The organism is Psychrobacter sp. Ps1, from assembly GCF_022129425.1.
GTDB lineage: Bacteria > Pseudomonadota > Gammaproteobacteria > Pseudomonadales > Moraxellaceae > Psychrobacter.
The window spans coordinates 1-20159 of the sequence record NZ_JADQAN010000027.1 but is presented as its reverse complement, the minus strand read 5'-3'; the positions used below and the strand labels follow the sequence as shown (position 1 = coordinate 20159).

At 43.0% G+C, this 20159-nt stretch carries 14 protein-coding genes and 1 tRNA gene; 1 reads left to right on the top strand and 14 read right to left on the bottom strand.

The features are described from left to right. Nucleotides 1-19 precede the first annotated feature (19 nt). Genes I3249_RS11965 through pilM form a run of 4 tightly spaced genes read right to left on the bottom strand, consistent with a single transcriptional unit; the run spans nucleotide 20 to nucleotide 2977 of the window. Nucleotides 20-553 (bottom strand): pilus assembly protein PilP, encoded by a 534-nt coding sequence (locus I3249_RS11965; protein WP_102090382.1) that lies wholly within the window; start codon nucleotides 551-553, stop codon nucleotides 20-22. Then, entirely contained in the window at nucleotides 553-1272 is a 720-nt protein-coding gene (gene pilO / locus I3249_RS11960; protein ID WP_179799317.1) for a type 4a pilus biogenesis protein PilO, read from the bottom strand. The genes I3249_RS11965 and pilO overlap by 1 nt, the downstream gene beginning before the upstream one ends. Then, the gene (locus tag I3249_RS11955) at nucleotides 1269-1922 is read right to left on the bottom strand and encodes a PilN domain-containing protein (protein ID WP_165598122.1); all 654 of its coding nucleotides are present in this window, start codon (nucleotides 1920-1922) and stop codon (nucleotides 1269-1271) included. Before I3249_RS11955 ends, pilO begins: the two co-directional genes overlap by 4 nt. Further along, complete coding sequence (gene pilM, locus I3249_RS11950) at nucleotides 1922-2977, bottom strand: type IV pilus assembly protein PilM (protein WP_165598121.1); 1056 nt, start codon at nucleotides 2975-2977, stop codon at nucleotides 1922-1924. The genes I3249_RS11955 and pilM overlap by 1 nt, the downstream gene beginning before the upstream one ends. Nucleotides 2978-3170: 193 nt before the next feature. Here pilM and I3249_RS11945 point away from each other — a divergent pair, with 193 nt between their 5' ends. Beyond that, entirely contained in the window at nucleotides 3171-5807 is a 2637-nt protein-coding gene (locus I3249_RS11945; protein ID WP_238070122.1) for a PBP1A family penicillin-binding protein, read from the top strand. Between the two features lie 160 nt (nucleotides 5808-5967). On the opposite strand, the gene I3249_RS11940 is transcribed toward I3249_RS11945, so the two are convergent. From I3249_RS11940 to I3249_RS11895, 10 genes are all read right to left on the bottom strand, one after another. Next, nucleotides 5968-6492, bottom strand: a complete 525-nt coding sequence (locus I3249_RS11940; RefSeq protein WP_101204294.1) for a DUF6586 family protein — start codon at nucleotides 6490-6492, stop codon at nucleotides 5968-5970. A 166-nt stretch (nucleotides 6493-6658) separates the two neighbouring features. Next, nucleotides 6659-10876 carry a DNA-directed RNA polymerase subunit beta' gene (gene rpoC, locus I3249_RS11935; RefSeq protein WP_238070121.1) on the bottom strand — a complete coding sequence of 1406 codons (4218 nt, stop codon included), beginning with the start codon at nucleotides 10874-10876 and terminating at the stop codon, nucleotides 6659-6661. Nucleotides 10877-11027: 151 nt separating this feature from the next. Next, a complete protein-coding gene (gene rpoB / locus I3249_RS11930) occupies nucleotides 11028-15146 on the bottom strand; it encodes a DNA-directed RNA polymerase subunit beta (RefSeq protein WP_201572590.1) in 4119 nt (1372 codons plus the stop codon). 764 nt (nucleotides 15147-15910) lie between these two features. Further along, nucleotides 15911-16282 carry a 50S ribosomal protein L7/L12 gene (rplL, locus tag I3249_RS11925; protein ID WP_057761722.1) on the bottom strand — a complete coding sequence of 124 codons (372 nt, stop codon included), beginning with the start codon at nucleotides 16280-16282 and terminating at the stop codon, nucleotides 15911-15913. Between the two features lie 120 nt (nucleotides 16283-16402). Beyond that, on the bottom strand, nucleotides 16403-16930 hold the full coding sequence (gene rplJ / locus I3249_RS11920) for a 50S ribosomal protein L10 (RefSeq protein ID WP_057761724.1): 528 nt from the start codon (nucleotides 16928-16930) through the stop codon (nucleotides 16403-16405). Nucleotides 16931-17387: 457 nt separating this feature from the next. Beyond that, nucleotides 17388-18089, bottom strand: coding sequence for a 50S ribosomal protein L1 (rplA, locus tag I3249_RS11915; protein ID WP_057761725.1), 702 nt, complete (start codon nucleotides 18087-18089; stop codon nucleotides 17388-17390). Continuing rightward, on the bottom strand, nucleotides 18089-18520 hold the full coding sequence (gene rplK / locus I3249_RS11910) for a 50S ribosomal protein L11 (protein ID WP_057761727.1): 432 nt from the start codon (nucleotides 18518-18520) through the stop codon (nucleotides 18089-18091). Before rplK ends, rplA begins: the two co-directional genes overlap by 1 nt. Before the next feature lie 90 nt (nucleotides 18521-18610). Next, entirely contained in the window at nucleotides 18611-19141 is a 531-nt protein-coding gene (nusG, locus tag I3249_RS11905; RefSeq protein ID WP_057761729.1) for a transcription termination/antitermination protein NusG, read from the bottom strand. 71 nt (nucleotides 19142-19212) lie between these two features. After that, nucleotides 19213-19698, bottom strand: a complete 486-nt coding sequence (gene secE, locus I3249_RS11900; protein WP_238070120.1) for a preprotein translocase subunit SecE — start codon at nucleotides 19696-19698, stop codon at nucleotides 19213-19215. A 51-nt stretch (nucleotides 19699-19749) separates the two neighbouring features. Then, nucleotides 19750-19825: transfer RNA gene (locus tag I3249_RS11895), tRNA-Trp, on the bottom strand. Nucleotides 19826-20159 lie beyond the last annotated feature (334 nt).

The window sequence follows — 20159 nt, the reverse complement described above, 5'->3', positions numbered from 1 at the left end:
CCTCAAAAAATCTGCCGACTTAGCTTATAGGGGATACCAGCGACTGGGGCTTTTCTACAAACCCTGCGCGGCTGTCTGGCACAATTTCAATCAAGTTAACCTGGGTCGGCGTGATTTCAACAATACGGCCGTCATTCAATCCAAGATAATCGCCTACTTTAACACTCGCAACCGAACCATCAGGACGTTGTATCAATGCATATCGCTGACCTTCGGGTGAAATCACCACACCTCGAAAGACCAATTGCGACAGTTCATACTGCTCAAGCGGTTCTTTGATTCTGTTGATATCTGGTCGTACACCATCTATAGGAGTGGTCGGGCCTTGTACATTGACTAAACTCGGTGGCAAAAACGGACTACGCTGCGAACTAGCGCTATATACAAAATCTTCTACCAGCTCGGCTTTAGGCGGCGGCTCAATAGGCTGTGCAGGCTGATTGCGGATATCGGTCATTGCCTGCTCTGCCATACCTATACGGTCACTACACCCTGTCATAGATAAAACAGCGACACTTAAAACCAATAGCATGGGCATTTTTTGAATACTCATTAGTTGCCTCCTGCATTTGCATCAGTAGCGGCGGCGGCATCACCTTCAGGAGCCGCTTCTTTAGAGCGATAAGTCTTAGTTTGCAAGACTAAGTTAAGCTCTGGCAAAACATCCAATGTAGGCTGCGGATTGCTGACTTCAAAATCATGCATCGTAATAATTCGAGGCAGTGCAGCAAGACCACTGATAAAGCTACCAAACTGATGGTATTCACCCAAAGCTGCGATACGTATTGGCTGCTCAATAAAGAATTCGTTTTCAATTTCAGGTTCTACTGAAATATCTTGGAAGCGGATATTACTACCAACGCCTGTCATGTTTATGCCTTCTACCAATTCTGACACACGTGTATCTTTCGGCAACTGATCCAATAAAGTATTAAATTCAGTTTCCATTTGGACAACTTGCGCTTGATACGCTTTTAAGTGACGTGCGCGAGATTCTTTTTCACGGTAGCTATCGAGCAAGGTCTGCTGCTGGCTTTCAGCCGCATTAATCTCATCAATTTTGCTGCTGATTGGTAACGCCCATGACAACGCTGCGATAAAAGTAATGATAAGACCAATCACTGTCACCTTGACAGGCAATGGCCAACTGCCATAGTTTTCTGAATCTAGCGACTCAAAACTACGGCGAAACTCATTTAAATCGAATTGCTTTTTTGGCTTTAAAGCAGATTTCTTGGTTTTAGAGAGGCTCTTTTTGCGGATAAGCTTCATAACGCACCTCCTAGACCAGTATCGGTATCAGCAGCAGTCGGAGTTTCCGATTGTACTCTAGTCGTTACTACAAACTGTACGTAACTGTCTTCAGGATAAACGGGGCGCGCCTGCTCACCAGTATTAACCGTATTATTGAGGGCTGGAGCAGCCTCATAAGCGCTAATATTCTGTTGAATGTTACTTACTGCTGAGTTGCCCATCCATTTACTGTTATCAAGGTTACGAATCAGGCTGGACACAATATTTGGATTGTCCGCTAAGCCTGTCAAAGTTAGCGTATCGCCTTCACGTTTGAGGTTATTTAGATAAAGTGCTGGTGGAATAGCTTTAGCGAGATCGTCCCATAAACGTACAGGCACAGGACGTCGTCCCTGCAAGTCTTGAATGACTTGCATGCGTGAAATAATGTCTTCACGGCGCTGCTCTAAACTGTCGATCTCGGTCAATGCGGTGTCTAAGCGAGTGTTTTCTTGTTCGATCAATGCGTTGGCATCAAGCTGCTCATCAAGTTCATTATTAAAATAACTCCATGAAGCAAAAGCTGCTAATAGTGTCAGTAATGTCACCGCCACTATCAATGTCATAAACTCTTTGTTACGACGTTCACGCTCTTCTTGTCGCCAAGGTAAAAGGTTAATACGAGCCATTAGTCAAAGCTCCTTAACGCAAGACCGCATGCAGCCATTAAGCTTGGCGCATCAACCGCCAGTTGCTCATTATCGATATTTGGTGCAATAGTCATATTGGTAAAAGGGTTGGCAACACTGACAGTTACACCCAGCTTTTGTTGTGCCATACCAGCGAGACCTGCAATAGAACTGCTGCCTCCTGCAAGCACTACATGATCGATACTGCTATACTGACTTGATGAGAAATAAAACTGTAAAGAGCGAGTGATTTGTTGAATGGTATTTTCTATAAAAGGGGTCAGTACTTCAGGATAATAATCATCAGGTAAGGTACGTTCGCGTTTGCTTAGTGTCGCTTCTTCTGCTGACAGGCCATAACGATTTTGTATTGCCTCGGTCAACTGAGCACCACCAAATAATTGCTCACGACTATAAATAAACTCACCATTCTTGGCAATATATAATGTGGTCTGATTATGGCCGATATCTACCAATGCTACTAGTTCGGGTACATTTGGTAGGCTATCTACCATCAATCCAAACGCACGCTCGATTGCATGAGATTCGATATCCATAACTTTCGTTTGTAGTCCACCAAAGGCTAAAGCATCAACACGTTGGTCGACGTTTTCTGAACGAGAAGCAGCAAGCAACACCTGAACCATATCTTCACTAACCAAAGACGGTCCTAATACTTCAAAGTCTAGATTGACGTCTTCTAATGGATAAGGCACATACTGGTCGGCATCTAAACGTATTTGCGCCTCACGCTCTACATCGCTGAGTGTCATATCCATATCAATAATTTTAGTAATCACCGCAGAGCCAGAAACAGCGGTCGCAGCATTGCTACCCGCGACTTGGCAGCGTCTTGCCAAGCTCGCTATAATATTACCAGCAGCTTCTGTATCTACTAGAATCTTATCGACCACGATACCTTCCGGTAGTCTTTCAATACCATAAGATTTTAGGTGAAACATGCCTTGCTGACGCTGTATGTCAACCAACTTTACTGAAGTGGCACAAATATCCACGCCAATCAAATGTCGACTTTTGGAAGTAAATAGCCTCACTAGCTCTATACCTTATATTAAGTGTACAATCTGGTAGTTATTTGTAATAATTCAATACAATACTTTACTTAATTGATAGATTCAAGCATTTAAAAATATATTAAGGCCAACTTACACATTTATTATGACCTGCCTATTTTGTTCAATGTATAATAATATTGTCTGCTACAAATTCTAACTAATAAGTCTTATTATGGCCAAAACAAATGCTACCGCTCGTCTCATTCGCTTTTTGGTGGGACTCTTTATCGCTTGCCTAGCATTGGCAGTTGTTCTAGCACTTGCTGTACCTATTGGTTTTTATGGGATGGCCATGTATCTATCGCCGACCCTACCTAGTACGCAAGAGATTAAGACAGCCAAGTTAGAAATGCCATTACAGATTTATAGTAGTGATGATAAATTAATCGGCCAATACGGCAATCGTTTATCGTTACCAGTTAGTTTTGATGAAATTCCTGAAGATTTAACTCATGCTTTTTTAGCGGCCGAAGATGCTTCTTTCTTTCAGCATAGCGGAATTAGTATTAAAGGTCTTGGTCGCGCTGTCACCGAAGCAGTCACTGATGACGATGGTCAAACAGGTGGCTCTACCATTACGATGCAGGTCGCTAAAAACTATTTCTTAAGTCCAGAACGTACTTTAAACCGCAAACTAACAGAGTTATTTTTAGCGCGGAAGATCGAAGACGAACTGAGCAAAAACGACATCTTGACACTATATGTCAATAAGATCTATCTGGGTGAAGGCGCCTATGGTATCCGCGCTGCGGCCAAAAAATATTATAGTAAGTCATTAGACAATCTAACTATTGCTGAGATGGCGATGTTAGCAGGTCTACCAAAAGCCCCTTCTAAGTATAACCCTGTTGCCAATCCTAGCCGCGCATTGACTCGACGTAACTGGATCGTTGGACGCATGCATGAGCTTGGCTATATTACTAAAGCTCAGTACGATGAAGCGGTCAACTCCCCTATCGGTATCAACCTATATAAAGAAAAGCTCGATGTAAACATGCCTTATTTGGCAGAAATGACGCGAGCTTCTTTAGTCGAACGTTATGGCGATCAAGTCATGCACGGTGGGTGGCGCGTACGTCTCACAGTAGATAGTAAAGCGCAAACAGATGCAGAAGCAGCAGTAGTAACAGGATTGATTGCCTATGAGCATCGCCATGGTTGGCGCGGGGCTGAAGCAAATGATGAGCCTCTCGAAAACTTTCGACGCTACAGTAATATGTCTCCTGCCAAAGTGACTAAAGTCAATTCTCGTAGTTTTGACGCAGTCCTACAATCCGGTGAAGAAGTAACCGTTAATTGGTCTGGTATGAAATGGGCACGTAAATATATTTCTGCTGACCGTATTGGTTATTACCCTAGCAATGCCAGTCAAGTTGTTAAGAAAAATGATATCGTTCGTGTGATACCTACTTCAAATGGCAGCTGGCAATTAGGTCAAATACCTAAAATCCAGGGCAGTTTGGTCTCGTTGAATCCAGAGACTGGTGCTGTCAATGCATTGGTTGGTGGCTTTGATTTTAACCACAGTAAGTTCAACCGCGCTCTACAAGGCTGGCGTCAACCTGGCTCAACCATTAAGCCACTTGTTTATACCGCTGCTTTAGAAAAAGGTTATCGTCCAGATACCATCGTTTCTGACCGAGCTATTCAAGTAGGTGACTGGAAACCGAAAAACTCTGATGAACGTTTCTTAGGTGATATCACTTTACGTCGTGGTTTATATTTATCCCGTAACCTCGTATCTATTCGCTTGTTACAAGCGATCGGTATCTCAAGTACGCGCAACCTATTAGATGAATTCGGTCTTGATAAAGAAAAGCTACCAACAACCTTGTCATTAGCACTTGGAGCAGGACAAGCCACACCATTACAAATGGCCACGGCTTACTCAACCTTCGCCAATGGTGGTCATCGTGTCCAACCTTACTTTATTGAACAAATTTACAATTATAAAAACGAGCTGTTGTTTCAGGCAAATCCACGTCAAGCGTGTGCACTATGCTTTAACGAAAAACTTGAGAAGGTTAATAGCAGCTTAGTTGAAGAGTATGAGAAGTCAATTGAAGCGCCTGATGATAGTACTAATGAAATAACCGCTGATAATTCATCATCGAAAAGTAATGATGATAGCGAAACAACAGATAAAGAGCTTGATTTAACGGTATATAACGCAGGTCCACAGTCAGACCGCCTAAAAGCGCCTGCCGTACAATATGTAAGGGCCAAACAAGCACCGCGCATACTGCAACCTAGAGTCGCTTTTGAGATGGCCGATATACTACGCGATGTAGTCCAACGCGGTACAGCGGTAAGAGCAAAGGCATTAGGTCGCAATGATATCGGTGGCAAAACTGGTACCACCAATCAGGCCAAAGATGCATGGTTTGCAGGGTTCCATCCTACCAATGCGACAGTAGTATGGATGGGATTCGATCAACCATCTACTATGGGCCGCCGTGAATATGGTGGTGTGGCAGCGCTGCCAGTATGGATGGACTTTATGAAAGCTCAGCTGAAAGACACGCCAAGCCAATGGGTATCTATCAATAATCGCTCAAAATCCAGAAAGCAACAGCAAAGTATCATAGAGATGACTGATGATGGTATCCTAGTTAACGACGCCTCCAATAAATCAGCAAAACCAGTCAAGACTCAAACCCAGCAGCGTAAGCCTTCGGTTCCAGAGCCTACTGAGGAGACGAGCACTCCACCATCAACGAAACCAAGTAGCAATCGTAGTGATGACAGCGTACCGGAAAATCCATTAACGGTGACACCCGTTGAAAGTATGCCACCGATGCCAGAGTAACAAACAAGACTATTTTTAGTTAATAAGAAAAAGGCTTATTCAGCAATGACTGAATAAGCCTTTTTCATGCGCTGTAGACTATGGCCTACCCTACTTAATCATACTTTAAAATGGTTCAATAAATAGCGGTCAAAGAATAAATCTTCTGGTTTACTTCCTATTAGAATTCAACCATACCTGCACGCAGTTGTTCAATCAACTCTAAAAGCTGATTACGCCATTCCCGTATCGTTGTTTCATCAGGTAGCCATTGGTTAGATAAAGTGACAACATTGACAATCAAGTCTGGCGACGCTGAATGACTGCTTGGCGCTTCATCGACGATAGTATCTGGCGGTACTGCATAAAGACAACGCTGATAAGCACGTTCTATATTAGCAATAAAACCTTGCTGTTGCAGTTGCTGTAAACGCTGAATCTCAGGAGATACTTGGGTACGCTCGCTCAGTGCTTGCTCAATATCGAGCAAAGTTGGCGCCGTCATATTTAGGCTATAGAAATGACCGAGCTCCTGAATGAATGCCAATAAAGCACCATGCAAGTGAAAAATAGCAGTCTCACAGTGTGCTTGGTATAACTGCTTATCATTGGTACTTCCTGCAGATTGGCAAGATAAACGACAGAAATATAACTTTTGATTGGTTCGATCTGCTTGATATTTGGCGACGCGAGTTTTACCTGCCATTTGCTAATTATCCTTTTATGAGTAGTGAATTAGAGCCTATTTCCAGTGTACTATTTTTTTAGATAATAGCACCATGCCTTTCTTAGTTTTTTATACGCACAAAAAAGCCAGCAACTTAGGCTGGCTTTTTTATCAAATTAAGAATGAATCAAAATACTTAATACGATTAATTATCTTGATTTAACTCTTGAGCAAATGCTTCGTCGAAGCTTGCAAAGTCTTTGCTATCAGTGCTTGCAGTCATATCAAACGCTGCATTCAAATCTTTATCTTGTAGCTTCTGATCTGCTTTTTCTTTACGTGCTTTATGATAAGCAAGACCAGTACCTGCAGGAATCAAGCGACCAACAACCACGTTTTCTTTCAGACCACGTAGCTCATCCACTTTACCAGTCACAGCAGCCGCAGTTAGTACACGGGTTGTTTCCTGGAAAGAAGCCGCTGAGATAAAGCTTTCAGTTGCTAGACTTGCTTTGGTGATACCTAGTAATTGACGCTCAAACTGTACTGGGAATTTATCTTCCGCTTCTAGCTTAGCATTCAATGCTTTGATATCTGCATACTCGACCTGATCACCTTTGAAGTGACTTGAATCGCCGCCGTCAGTGATTTCAACTTTACGCAGCATCTGACGAATGATAACTTCGATGTGCTTGTCGTTGATTTTTACACCCTGTAAGCGATAAACGTCCTGTACTTCGTTGACGATGTAATCAGCAAGTGCAGTCTGACCTTTCAAGCGTAAGATATCATGTGGGTTCTGTGGACCATCAGCGATCACTTCACCACGTGCTACCGTCTCGTTTTCGAAGACGTTGATTTGACGCCATTTAGGGATTAGCTCTTCATGCACTTCACCATCTTCATTAGTAATAATGAAGCGGTTCTTACCTTTAGTCTCTTTACCAAAGCTTACCACACCAGTCATTTCTGCCATGATAGCGTGATCTTTTGGACGACGTGCTTCGAACAAGTCAGCAACACGTGGTAGACCACCGGTAATATCTTTGGTACCAGAAGACGCTTGTGGTACACGGCCTAGAATCGAACCTGCTGCTACTTTCTCACCGTCGCTTACGCGGATGATAGTTTCAGCTGGTAAGAAGTAAACCACTTCTTTGCCTTCGTCAGTGTTCAAGATAATCGCAGGACGTAAGTCTTTTGCTGAGCTTGAACGGTCACGAGTAGCTAGAATCTCAAATGAGCTCATACCCGTCGCATCATCAACCTTCACTGTTGCAGTCATACCATCAGTGATGTCACTGAAGCGTGCGGTACCAGCAAATTCTGTGATGATTGGATGCGTATGCGGATCCCATTTAGCGATAGTTTGACCGCCTTCTACTTGCTCTTCGTCTTTCACAAGTACGCTTGAACCGTACGGTACTTTATAGCGCTCACGCTCACGGCCAAGCTCATCGGTCAATGCGATTTCAGCTGAACGCGATACGATGACTAAGTGACCATCGGTATGCTGTACTGTTTTCATGTTTTCAAAGTGTGCTTGACCAGCATTACGTACAGAGATGCTGTTATCCACAGAGGCTGAGCTCGCTGCCCCGCCCACGTGGAACGTACGCATGGTTAACTGAGTACCCGGCTCACCGATAGATTGAGCTGCCATAACACCGACTGATTCGCCGATATTCACTTTATGACCACGTGCAAGGTCACGACCATAACACTGTGAACATACGCCATGTTCGATATCACAAGTAATTACTGAACGTACCCAGATATCATCGATTGCGTTGTTATCAAGGACGTTAACCCAGTACTCATCGATCAATGTACCAGCTGGAATCAATACTTTATCAGCATCGTCATTATAAGTAACATCACGAGCAGTGACACGACCCAGTACTAGCTCACCTAGCTTCTCAATGATTTCACCACCTTGGATATGTGGTTTCATGAGTAGGCCTTCTTCAGTACCACAATCATCGCTAGTGATAACCAAATCTTGTGCCACATCAACCAGACGACGAGTTAGGTAACCTGAGTTAGCTGTTTTCAGTGCTGTATCTGCTAGACCTTTACGTGCACCGTGAGTTGAGATGAAGTACTGTAGTACCGTCAAACCTTCACGGAAGTTAGCTTTAATCGGCGTCTCAATGATTGAGCCATCTGGCTTAGCCATCAAACCACGCATACCAGCCAACTGACGAATCTGTGCCGCACTACCACGAGCACCAGAATCTGACATGATAAAGATAGAGTTGAATGACTTCTGCTCGTCTTCTTCACCTTGTGCGTTAATAACTTTATCTGTTGCCAAGTTGTCCATCATCGCCTTAGCGACTTTGTCATTGGTACGTGACCAGATATCAACTACTTTGTTATAGCGCTCACCAGCAGTTACGAAACCTTGCTCGAACTGATCTTCGATTTCGCGAACTTCGCCTTCTGCCACTTCGATGATTTGCTTTTTAAGTGGTGGAATGACCATGTCGTCGATACCGATAGACACGCCAGATAGTGTTGCTTGAGCAAAACCAAGATACATCAATTGGTCAGCAAACATAACACTTTCTTTTACACCAACTTTACGGTAGCAAGAGTTGATCAAACGAGAGATGTTTTTCTTCGTCATCTCTTGGTTACACTCATCAAACGTCATACCTTTAGGCATGATGTTCCAGATAAGTAGACGACCAGCAACCGTATCTTTGATACTGATTTCTTTAGTCTCATTACCTTCTTCATCAATTTGCGTCTCAGTAACACGCACTTTGATCTTGGCGTTTACATGTAGGTCGTTTGAACCAATCGCACGCAATGCTTCATTAACGGTAGCAAAAATCATGCTCTCGCCTTTGGCATTGATCGACGAGCGACTGATGTAATATAGACCTAGTACAACATCCTGAGATGGTACGATGATCGGATCACCGTTCGCAGGTGACAAGATGTTGTTGGTAGACATCATCAAGGCACGTGATTCAAGCTGCGCTTCTAGCGTCAATGGCACGTGAACGGCCATTTGGTCACCATCGAAATCGGCGTTGAATGCAGTACAAACAAGCGGATGCAACTGGATGGCTTTACCTTCGATCAATACTGGCTCAAATGCCTGTAGACCCAAACGGTGAAGTGTTGGCGCACGGTTAAGAAGTACTGGATGCTCACGGATAACCATGGCCAGCATATCCCACACTTGTGGCTCTTCACGTTCTACCATCTTTTTGGCAGCTTTAATCGTAGTCGCTAAACCATGAGACAATAGTTTGTTATAAGTAAATGGCTTGAATAATTCTAGTGCCATTTTCTTAGGTAGACCACACTGATGTAGACGTAGTGTTGGACCTACAACAATAACCGAACGACCAGAGTAATCGACACGCTTACCAAGTAAGTTCTGACGGAAACGACCTTGCTTACCTTTGATCATATCTGCCAAAGATTTCAATGGACGCTTGTTACTACCAGTGATGGCACGACCGCGACGACCGTTATCAAGCAACGCATCTACTGACTCTTGCAACATACGTTTTTCGTTACGTACGATGATATCAGGTGCGCTTAGCTCAAGCAGACGCTTAAGACGGTTGTTACGGTTGATCACGCGGCGATATAGATCGTTTAGATCTGACGTCGCAAAACGGCCGCCTTCTAGCGGTACTAGAGGACGCAAATCTGGTGGTAGTACTGGCAAGATGTTCATTACCATCCACTCAGGCTTGTTATTAGAATCACGGAATGCTTCTAATAATTTAAGACGCTTAGACATCTTCTTAAGCTTGGTTTCAGAACCTGTTTGCGGAATTGCTTCACGCAGCTCATCAATCTCAAGATCCATATCGATATCTTTCAATAGGTCTTGAACTGCTTCAGCACCCATCTTGGCTGTGAATTCGTCACCAAACTCTTCAAGCGCTTTGTAATAATCTTCATCATCAAGCAACTGGTACTTTTCTAAGCTAGTTAGCCCAGGCTCAGTAACGATATAGCTTTCAAAATATAGAACGCGCTCGATATCACGTAGCGTCATGTCTAGCAATAGACCGATGCGGCTTGGTAATGATTTTAAGAACCAAATATGCGCCACAGGACTGGCTAGGTCGATATGACCCATGCGATCACGACGAACTTTAGCAGTGGTAACTTCAACACCACATTTTTCACAGATAACGCCTTGGAACTTACGGCGCTTATATTTACCACATAAACATTCGAAGTCTTTTACTGGGCCAAAGATTTTGGCACAAAAGAGACCATCACGCTCAGGCTTAAACGTGCGATAGTTGATGGTTTCAGGCTTTTTTACTTCGCCGTGCGACCATGACTTAATAACGTCAGGTGAGGCTAAAGTAATTTGAATGCTATCAAACTCTTGGTTACCGTTGCCGGTAGGGCTTTGCATGATATCGAGTAAATCTTTCAAGTTGCTTCTCCGTTATCTTTATAATCATCTGACAGCGTACCATTGACGCAGATAAGATGAATGAAGGCAATGAATAGGGTTGAGACAAATCACTAAAAGCAGCAGCAATAAAGCAGACTGCCTTTAGTGGACAACTAAGTTAAACAACGGGCTAGTTGCTTTGTTTTAACTCAATATTAATACCCAGTGATTTGATTTCTTTGGTCAGTACGTTAAACGACTCAGGCATGCCTGGATCCATATACTGCTCACCATCAACGATGTTTTTGTACATACGAGTACGGCCTTCAACGTCATCCGACTTCACCGTTAGCATTTCTTGCAAGGTGTAAGTCGCGCCGTATGCTTCTAGTGCCCACACTTCCATCTCACCGAAGCGCTGACCACCAAACTGAGCTTTACCACCCAATGGCTGCTGCGTCACTAGAGAATAAGAACCTGTTGAACGCGCATGCATTTTGTCATCAACCAAATGGTTAAGCTTGAGCATGTACATGTAACCAACGGTTACTTTACGGTCAAACTTCTGACCTGTACGACCATCATATAACGTCTGCTGACCATCGCGATCCATACCAGCAAGCTCTAACAGGTCTTTAACTTGGCTTTCTCTTGCGCCGTCAAATACTGCTGTGCCCATCGGTACACCGCCACGTAAGTTGTCTGCTAGCGCCATGATGTCATCATCACTCAAGCTATCAAGATCAACTTGCTCACCGCCTACTTGGTTATAGATTTTGTCCAAGAAGTCACGTAACTCTTTGATCGCTGCTTGAGATTTGAGCATACCGTCAATCTTCTCGCCCAATCCTTTCGCTGCCATACCCAAATGCGTCTCTAGAACCTGACCGATGTTCATACGAGATGGTACACCAAGTGGGTTCAATACGATGTCAACGGTATTACCATTTTCATCATAAGGCATGTCTTCAACTGGCATGATGCGCGATACAACACCTTTGTTACCATGACGACCAGCCATCTTATCACCAGGCTGAATACGACGCTTAACCGCTAGATATACTTTAACGATTTTTTGTACGCCATGTTGTAAGTCATCACCAGCAGTCAATTTGCGTTTTTTCTCAGCAAACTTCACATCGATGTCTTTTTGCTTATCAACCAAGTAATCAGCGATTTGCGTTAGACGTTCAGAGATTTCTTCTTCTACTGGTTGGATATCTAGTAAAGTCTCAAGGCTCATATCTTTCATATCAGCCAAGGCCATAACCGTACCAGCTTTTAGACCAGCACCGCCGCTGACTTTTTGGCCATCTAATAGATTACCAATACGGCCACGTGCTGCTTCTTCAAAGATACGTAGCTCTTCTTTCAAATCTTTGCGATAGCTATCAAGCTGCGATTTTTCAATCGCTCTTGCGCGTGCGTCTTTTTCAACGCCATCACGGGTAAAGACCTGTACATCAATAACCGTACCTTTACTTGAAGTCGGTACGCGTAGTGAAGTGTCTTTCACGTCAGCCGCTTTTTCGCCAAAGATAGCCCGTAGTAGTTTCTCTTCTGGCGTTAGTTGCGTTTCACCTTTTGGCGTCACTTTACCAACTAGAATATCACCAGCGTCAACTTCAGCACCGATATAGACGATACCTGCTTCATCAAGACTTGATAATGCTGCTTCACCAACGTTTGGAATATCAGCAGTGATCTCTTCTGTACCTAGCTTGGTATCACGAGCCACACAAGTCAATTCTTGGATATGAATCGTAGTGAAACGATCTTCTTTAACTACTTTCTCAGATAACAAGATTGAATCTTCGAAGTTGTAACCATTCCACGGCATAAATGCGATGCGGATGTTCTGGCCTAGTGCTAGCTCACCAAGATCCGTTGATGGACCATCTGCCAAGATATCACCCAAAGCAATCTCGTCACCTTGGTTAACGATGATACGTTGGTTGATACAAGTGTTTTGGTTAGAGCGCGTGTATTTGATCAAGTTATAGATATCGATACCCGCTTCACCAGCAGTCATCTCGTCTTCGTTGACACGAACAACGATACGTGATGCATCAACATCTTCAATCACACCGCCACGCTTAGCGATAACACAAACACCAGAGTCACGAGCAACGTGACGCTCCATACCAGTACCTACTAACGGCTTATCAGCACGTAGCGTAGGAACAGCCTGACGCTGCATGTTCGAGCCCATCAAGGCACGGTTAGCATCATCATGCTCTAGGAACGGAATCAGACCTGCTGCAACCGATACTACCTGACTTGGTGATACATCCATATGCGTCACTTTTTCTGGCGGCATACGAACAAATTCACCATAGCTACGTACACTGACCATCTCGTCAGATAACGCGCCATCTTCAGTCATCGGAGAATCAGCCTGTGCAATGACAGTACCTACTTCTTCGATTGCTGATAGATACTCAATAACATCAGTCACTTTACCATCAACCACACGGCGATAAGGCGTTTCTAAGAAACCAAAGCTGTTGGTTTTAGCAAAAGTCGCTAGTGAGTTGATTAGACCAATGTTTGGACCTTCAGGAGTCTCAATAGGACATACACGGCCATAATGGGTATCATGTACGTCACGTACTTCAAAGCCTGCACGTTCACGAGTTAGACCACCAGGTCCTAACGCTGATACACGGCGCTTATGGGTAACTTCAGACAACGGGTTGTTCTGATCCATAAACTGTGACAACTGGCTTGAACCAAAGAACTCTTTAACCGCAGCCGCTACTGGCTTAGAGTTAATCAAATCTTGTGGTGACAGGTTGTCTGATTCTGCTGAGCTTAAACGCTCTTTTACAGCACGCTCAACACGTACTAGACCAACACGGAATTGGTTTTCTGCCATTTCGCCCACTGAACGAATACGACGGTTACCAAGATGGTCAATATCATCGACATCGCCGCGACCGTTACGAATCTCGATAAGTTCTTTTAGAACGTTAACGATATCATCATTGGTCAATACACTGCGTTCGCGCTGGATATCAGGATCATCAGTGTTGTCAAATTCTAAACCAAGACGACGGTTGAACTTCATACGGCCAACGTTTGATAAGTCATAACGATCTGCGTTGAAGAACATGCTTTCAAACAGTTTCTCAGCAGTCTCAACCGTTGGTGGCTCACCTGGACGCATGACTTTATAGATTTCGATCAATGCTTCTTCACGGCTCGACGTGCTATCTGCACGTAGCGTATCAGCAATATAGCTACCCTGATCGATATCGTTCGTGAATAGGATGCTGAACTCTTTGATGGCACCACTGGCTTCAAATGAGTTCAATTTAACCAATAACTCGTGGTCGATTGGCGTGTTTGCTTTAGCGATGATTTCATCGTTAACGACGATGTCTTCTGCTAAGATACGCTCGTATAGATACTCATCAGGCACAGCAATTTTCGTCATACCTGCTTCTTCAAGCTGACGGATACGGCGGGCGTTAATGCGTTTGCCCTGCTCTACGATAACGTCACCTTCAGGTGATACGATATCGAACTGAGCCATCTCGCCACGTAGACGATCAGCAACTAGATCAATTTCAAACGTCTCTTCAGCTTTATAAACAGCGACTTTATCAAAGAATAAATCTAAGATTTCAGAAGTTGTTAGACCAAGTGCGCGTAGAATGATAGAAGCCAATAGCTTACGGCGACGGTCAATACGAGCAAAGACTAAGTCCTTTGCATCAAATTCAAAGTCTAACCATGAACCACGGTAAGGGATGATACGCGCGTTATAAAGCACTTTACCACTTGAATGCGACTTACCTTTATCATGGTCAAAGAACACACCAGGTGAACGATGTAGCTGAGATACGATAACACGCTCAGTACCATTGATAATGAAAGTACCGTTAGCCGTCATCAAAGGCATCTCGCCCATGTAAACGCTTTGCTCACGGATATCTTTGATAGCAGCTTTGCTATCTTTGTCTTTGCTGTCTTTGTCTTTGATGATCAAACGGATTTTGACACGCATTGGCGCCGCAAACGTTGAACCACGTAAGATACACTCACGCTCATCAAATTCAGGCGTGCCTAAATAGTACTCAACAAATTGTAGCTCTGCGTTACCAGAGTGACTCTCAATTGGGAAAATAGAGGAATACGCAGCTTGCAAACCAGTATTCTCACGAGCTTTCGGCTTTTTGTGCTCTTGCAAAAATTGCTCATAAGAATCTACTTGAATAGACAGTAAATAGGGAATGTCCATTACAGTGGGCAATTCAGCAAAACTTTTGCGAATACGCTTTTTTTCAGTATAAGAATATGCCATCGAGAGTCCTTACAGTAAACGTGGAAACAAATTAAAAGCGTGGCCAGTATGCATAAATACGATGCAAACGTGACGACGTAAACGATAATATAAAACGGGTCTTCGTGTTCAGTTCATGTCTTTTCTGTCAATTACTACTTTACTCTTCAGTGCTTACCTAGCACACTTCACTTAATCTCGTCATTACTTGCTATATTCATGGTAAGTGAATCAGTCTATATGACTGTTGCAACTAAAAAATTCAATATTATATAATCTATAACGCATTGCCTATCAGGCTTACTTTACAAATACATTGCTGGGAAATAATGTCTATTAAGATTGCATCCATACCACTTGCCATCTAGACTACTTATTACCGAACTATGTTCCCTACACATACAAACTGTCTATGAAACTGAATATCGACAGTCATGCCACACCAAGTAGGCAACTTATGATCAACAGCTTTTTTAAGAATACCGCTTTTTTCAGGATTAATAATCGGGGTAACTATAACTTTTAGAATCAGTATAAACTATAGTGTTGATAGGAAAGCATGCAGACACAAAAAAATGCCAAACATCTACAGACGTTTAGCTCATATTAACTGATTTCAAAAACTGGCATGTGTGCTTGCATGTATATCGTCTGTCCTTTTGATGGGTATCCACCGTGATGTTGCATACGACTGTTGGCAGACACAAAAGGTCAAGCTACGAATTATAGTAAAAAAAAGCTGGCAATGCAAGGCATTACCAGCTTTTTTTCGTACAGTGTTAAACTTATTTTAGTTCAACAGTTGCACCAGCTTCTTCAAGTTTCTTTTTCAACTCTTCAGCTTCAGCTTTAGATGCGCCTTCTTTGATTGGAGCTGGAGCGCTTTCAACCAAATCTTTCGCTTCTTTTAGGCCAAGACCAGTAGCTTCACGTACGGCTTTAATTACGCCAACTTTCTTCTCGCCAAAGCTGGCAAGAACTACGTCAAACTCGTCTTTTTCTTCAGCAGCAGCAGCAGCAGGACCAGCAGCAGCAGGTGCAGCAGCAACAGCAGCTGTTACGCCGAATTTTTCTTCCATGTCGCTGATTAACTCAACGATATCCATTACTGACATTTCAGCGATTGCATTTAACACGTCATCTTTAGATAGTGCCATGAGAACTCTCCGTTATCTGATAAAAATTAATTGATTCTAATATCGCCTTGATTGCTTGCTTAATGTGACAATAAAGTGCAACCAAAATTAGCGATGTTAAAGTTACGTTAAAACAAGCAATTAAGCAGCTTCTTTTGCGTCTTTGATTGCCGCTACAGTGCGAACGAACTTGCCAGGAACAGCGTTCATAGTCTGGACAAGCTTGGTCACTGGTGCATTCATAGTAGCCATCAAGATAGAGATTGCTTCGTCGCGAGTTGGTAGCTTCGATACGCGCTCTAGCTCTTCTGGACCATAAACTTCACCACCGACTGATACTAATTTGGTCTCTAAAGCTTTGTTATCTTTGCTGAAGTCGAAAACGACTCGAGCAGCAGATCCCAAATCTTCCATAGAGAAAGCCAAAAGTAGTGGACCAGTCATACGGTCTGACATGCTCTCAAACTTAGTGCCTTCAAAAGCGCGTTTTGCTAGTGTATTTTTTACCACTTTCAAAACAACACCTTTATCACGAGCTTGTTCGCGCAGCTTAGTAAGCTGTGCAACACCAATACCGTGATATTCGGCAGCTACTGCTGAGTAAGCATTAGCAGCAACTTCAGACACTTCAGCCACAACTTGTTGTTTTTGTTCTAGCGTTAATGCCATAAGTTGACTCCTTTAATCTTATCAATCGACTTATAATAAAAGTGCCAAAAACAAGGTTTTTATGCGCTCAAACTGTAAGCTAAGACTGACTTGATACGACACATTACCAGTGGATTCAATTAATAAAAAAAGCATCTACTGGTAACGACTGATTACGGCACCGTTATCAGAATGACGTTGAGTAATAGTTTGAAGATTATAAATAACCTTATCGCCCTATTCGCTCGTGTCTTAAACTGTGTGGGCCACCGTCTGCGTAGGACAACTAAGATTTTCATCTGTCGTCGATTAACAAAAGTGACTTATTGTCATAAGCAACTATCCGAAGATCGCTAACTATGACTCTAAACTACTCTCTACCTACGGTCTTAGACAGCGTAGTAAATACTACGCTGACCTAATTCTTTAAAAACTGTTTGTGTTTATCATTCGAAATATTTGAAGATAAAAACTTTAATTATTTAGCAGTACGATAAGGAACAGCGTCGATCGTTAGACCTGGACCCATCGTGCTAGACAAGGTAATTTTCTTAATGAAAGTACCTTTAGAAGTAGCAGGCTTAGCACGCTTTAGATCAGAAAGAATCGCTTGCGCGTTTTGCTCGATTTGATCAGCAGTGAAACCAACTTGGCCGATAGTTGCATGGATGATACCAGCTTTATCAACACGGTACTGAGCCTGACCAGCTTTCGCATTAGTCACAGCTTCAGCAACGTTTGGCGTTACCGTACCAACTTTAGGGTTAGGCATTAGACCACGTGGGCCTAGGATAGTACCTAACTGACCAACAACACGCATTGCATCTGGAGCTGCGATAACAACATCAAAGTCCATGTTACCGGCTTTGATTTGCTCTGCTAGGTCTTCAAAACCAACTATGTCTGCACCAGCTTCTTTAGCGGCTTCAGCAGCAGCGCCTTGAGCAAATACAGCAACGCGTTTGGTTTTACCAGTACCCGCAGGTAGGTTGGTTGCACCACGAACTACTTGATCAGATTTACGTGGGTCAACGCCCAAGTTTACTGCGATATCGATAGACTCTTTGAATTTTAGCGCTGGCAAATCGTTTAGGATTTGAACCGCTTCTTCAATGGTGTACTGTTTTTCGTTATCAATACGGCTTTGGATTTCTTTTTGACGTTTGGTTAGCTTAGACATTATACACCCTCCACGGTAATACCCATTGAACGTGCAGTACCAGCGATGGTACGGACAGCAGCGTCAAGATCAGCTGCAGTTAAATCTGCATTCTTAGTCTTAACGATGTCTTCTAGTTGTGCACGGTCAACTTTACCAACTTTAGCAGTGTTCGGTGTACCTGAACCTTTGGCAATACCAGCAGCCTTACGTAGTAAGTATGCAGCTGGTGGTGACTTCATGATGAAGGTAAAAGATTTGTCGCTGTATACTGTGATCTCAGTTGGGATCGGTAGACCTGGCTCTTGGCCTGAGGTCGCAGCGTTAAATTCTTTACAGAACGCCATGATGTTCACGCCTTTTTGACCCAAAGCTGGACCAATAGGTGGTGAAGGATTTGCTTTGCCTGCAGGCACTTGCAGTTTGATGTAACCATCAATCTTCTTAGCCATGATACTCTCCTAAATGGGTAATAGCGCCAAATCAATGTGGTATATACCTAATTGACTAACAGCTCCCCGGTTGATGAATTTTTTGCTAATTTAGTCTAGTTTTTCAACTTTACTAAATTCAAGCTCAACCTGTGTAGGTCGATTAAATACGTTTACCGTTAGATGTAGTTTAGACTTCTCATAATCCACTTTTTCTACCAACCCTTTAAAGTCAGTAAATGGACCATCGATAACCAACAACTCTTCGCCTGGCTCAAATAGAGTCTTAGGACGTGGGTCAGTCTCAGTCTGGTTCAAACGGTTTAAAATGCGATCAGCTTCTACTTGCGTAATCGGTGCAGGCATCTCAGGCGTACCACCGATGAAGCCCATAATACGAGGACAGTCTTTTACGATGTGCCAAGTATTATCGTTCATTTCCATTTGGATCAATACATATCCAGGAAAGAACTTACGCTCGCTCTTACGTTTTTTGCCGTCTTTCATTTCGACGACTTCTTCAGTAGGAACCAATACATCACCGAATGACTCAGCAAAGTCACTACGATTAATACGATCAGTTAATGAACGTTGTACTTGTTTTTCATATCCTGAAAACGCTTGGACAATATACCAACGCATATCACGCTCCTGATCATTATAAATAAGTCGTTATGAGTAAATGTCTCGCTAATAGTCACTAATACGTGCTATTAACCGATGAAGATACCAACGAACCAATTAAAAAAGTTATCCAATAACCAAATAAAGAAACCGGCAATCGCAATCACGACAATTACTTGCCATGTGTATTGAAAGGTTTCATCTTTACCTGGCCATGTCACTCGGCGAAGCTCAACGGCAGCGTCTTTTAACAATATTTTAAAAGCACGGCCTTGATGCGTTAGCGCCAAACAGACTAATGCAAATACAACAAGTACGACAATAATACCAATACGTACCCAAACATCGTTGGCAGGTTGCCAATAGCCTGGTAAGTATTGATTTACTAGAGTCGCACCGATTAATACAGCTGCGGCAAGTAGCCACAAAATCAAATCTTTTATTGAGCCAGTCTTAGCCACTTCAACAGCAGTAGTACTGCTAGCTGAAACATGCTTATTTTTAGACAGCATTCCACCAGCAACCGCCTTGGCATCAGATAACTTAGTCTCGAGGTTATCTTGATCATTGCTCATAAAGAACTCGCTTCGGAGATGGTGGGGTACAACAAAGATGTGATAAGAAGATGGCAGGCGATGTAGGACTCGAACCTACAACCCTCGGTTTTGGAGACCGATGCTCTACCAATTGAGCCAATCGCCTATGGGTGTAAAGGACAGCATTATACAATATTTAGCATAGAATGCAAGCCCTTGACGGTAAAATTATTAATTTTACCTGATTTTGCACCACTGCAGTCTAAAATAACTGCTAGCGTTAAGTGCAGCGATAATATAACAAGCTATGCCGTAGATTACAATATGCTATCTAACAAATAATTATCTCTATCTCACATATCGTGAGTTATTGTTTCGCTAAAGCTATTATTCTAATTATAATAATGATTCACATTCTCCCACAAAAAAAGGCCACCCTAGATAGGATGGCCTTTTTTATGACTAATTCATAAGCTCATTGCTGAGACTTAATGATTAGT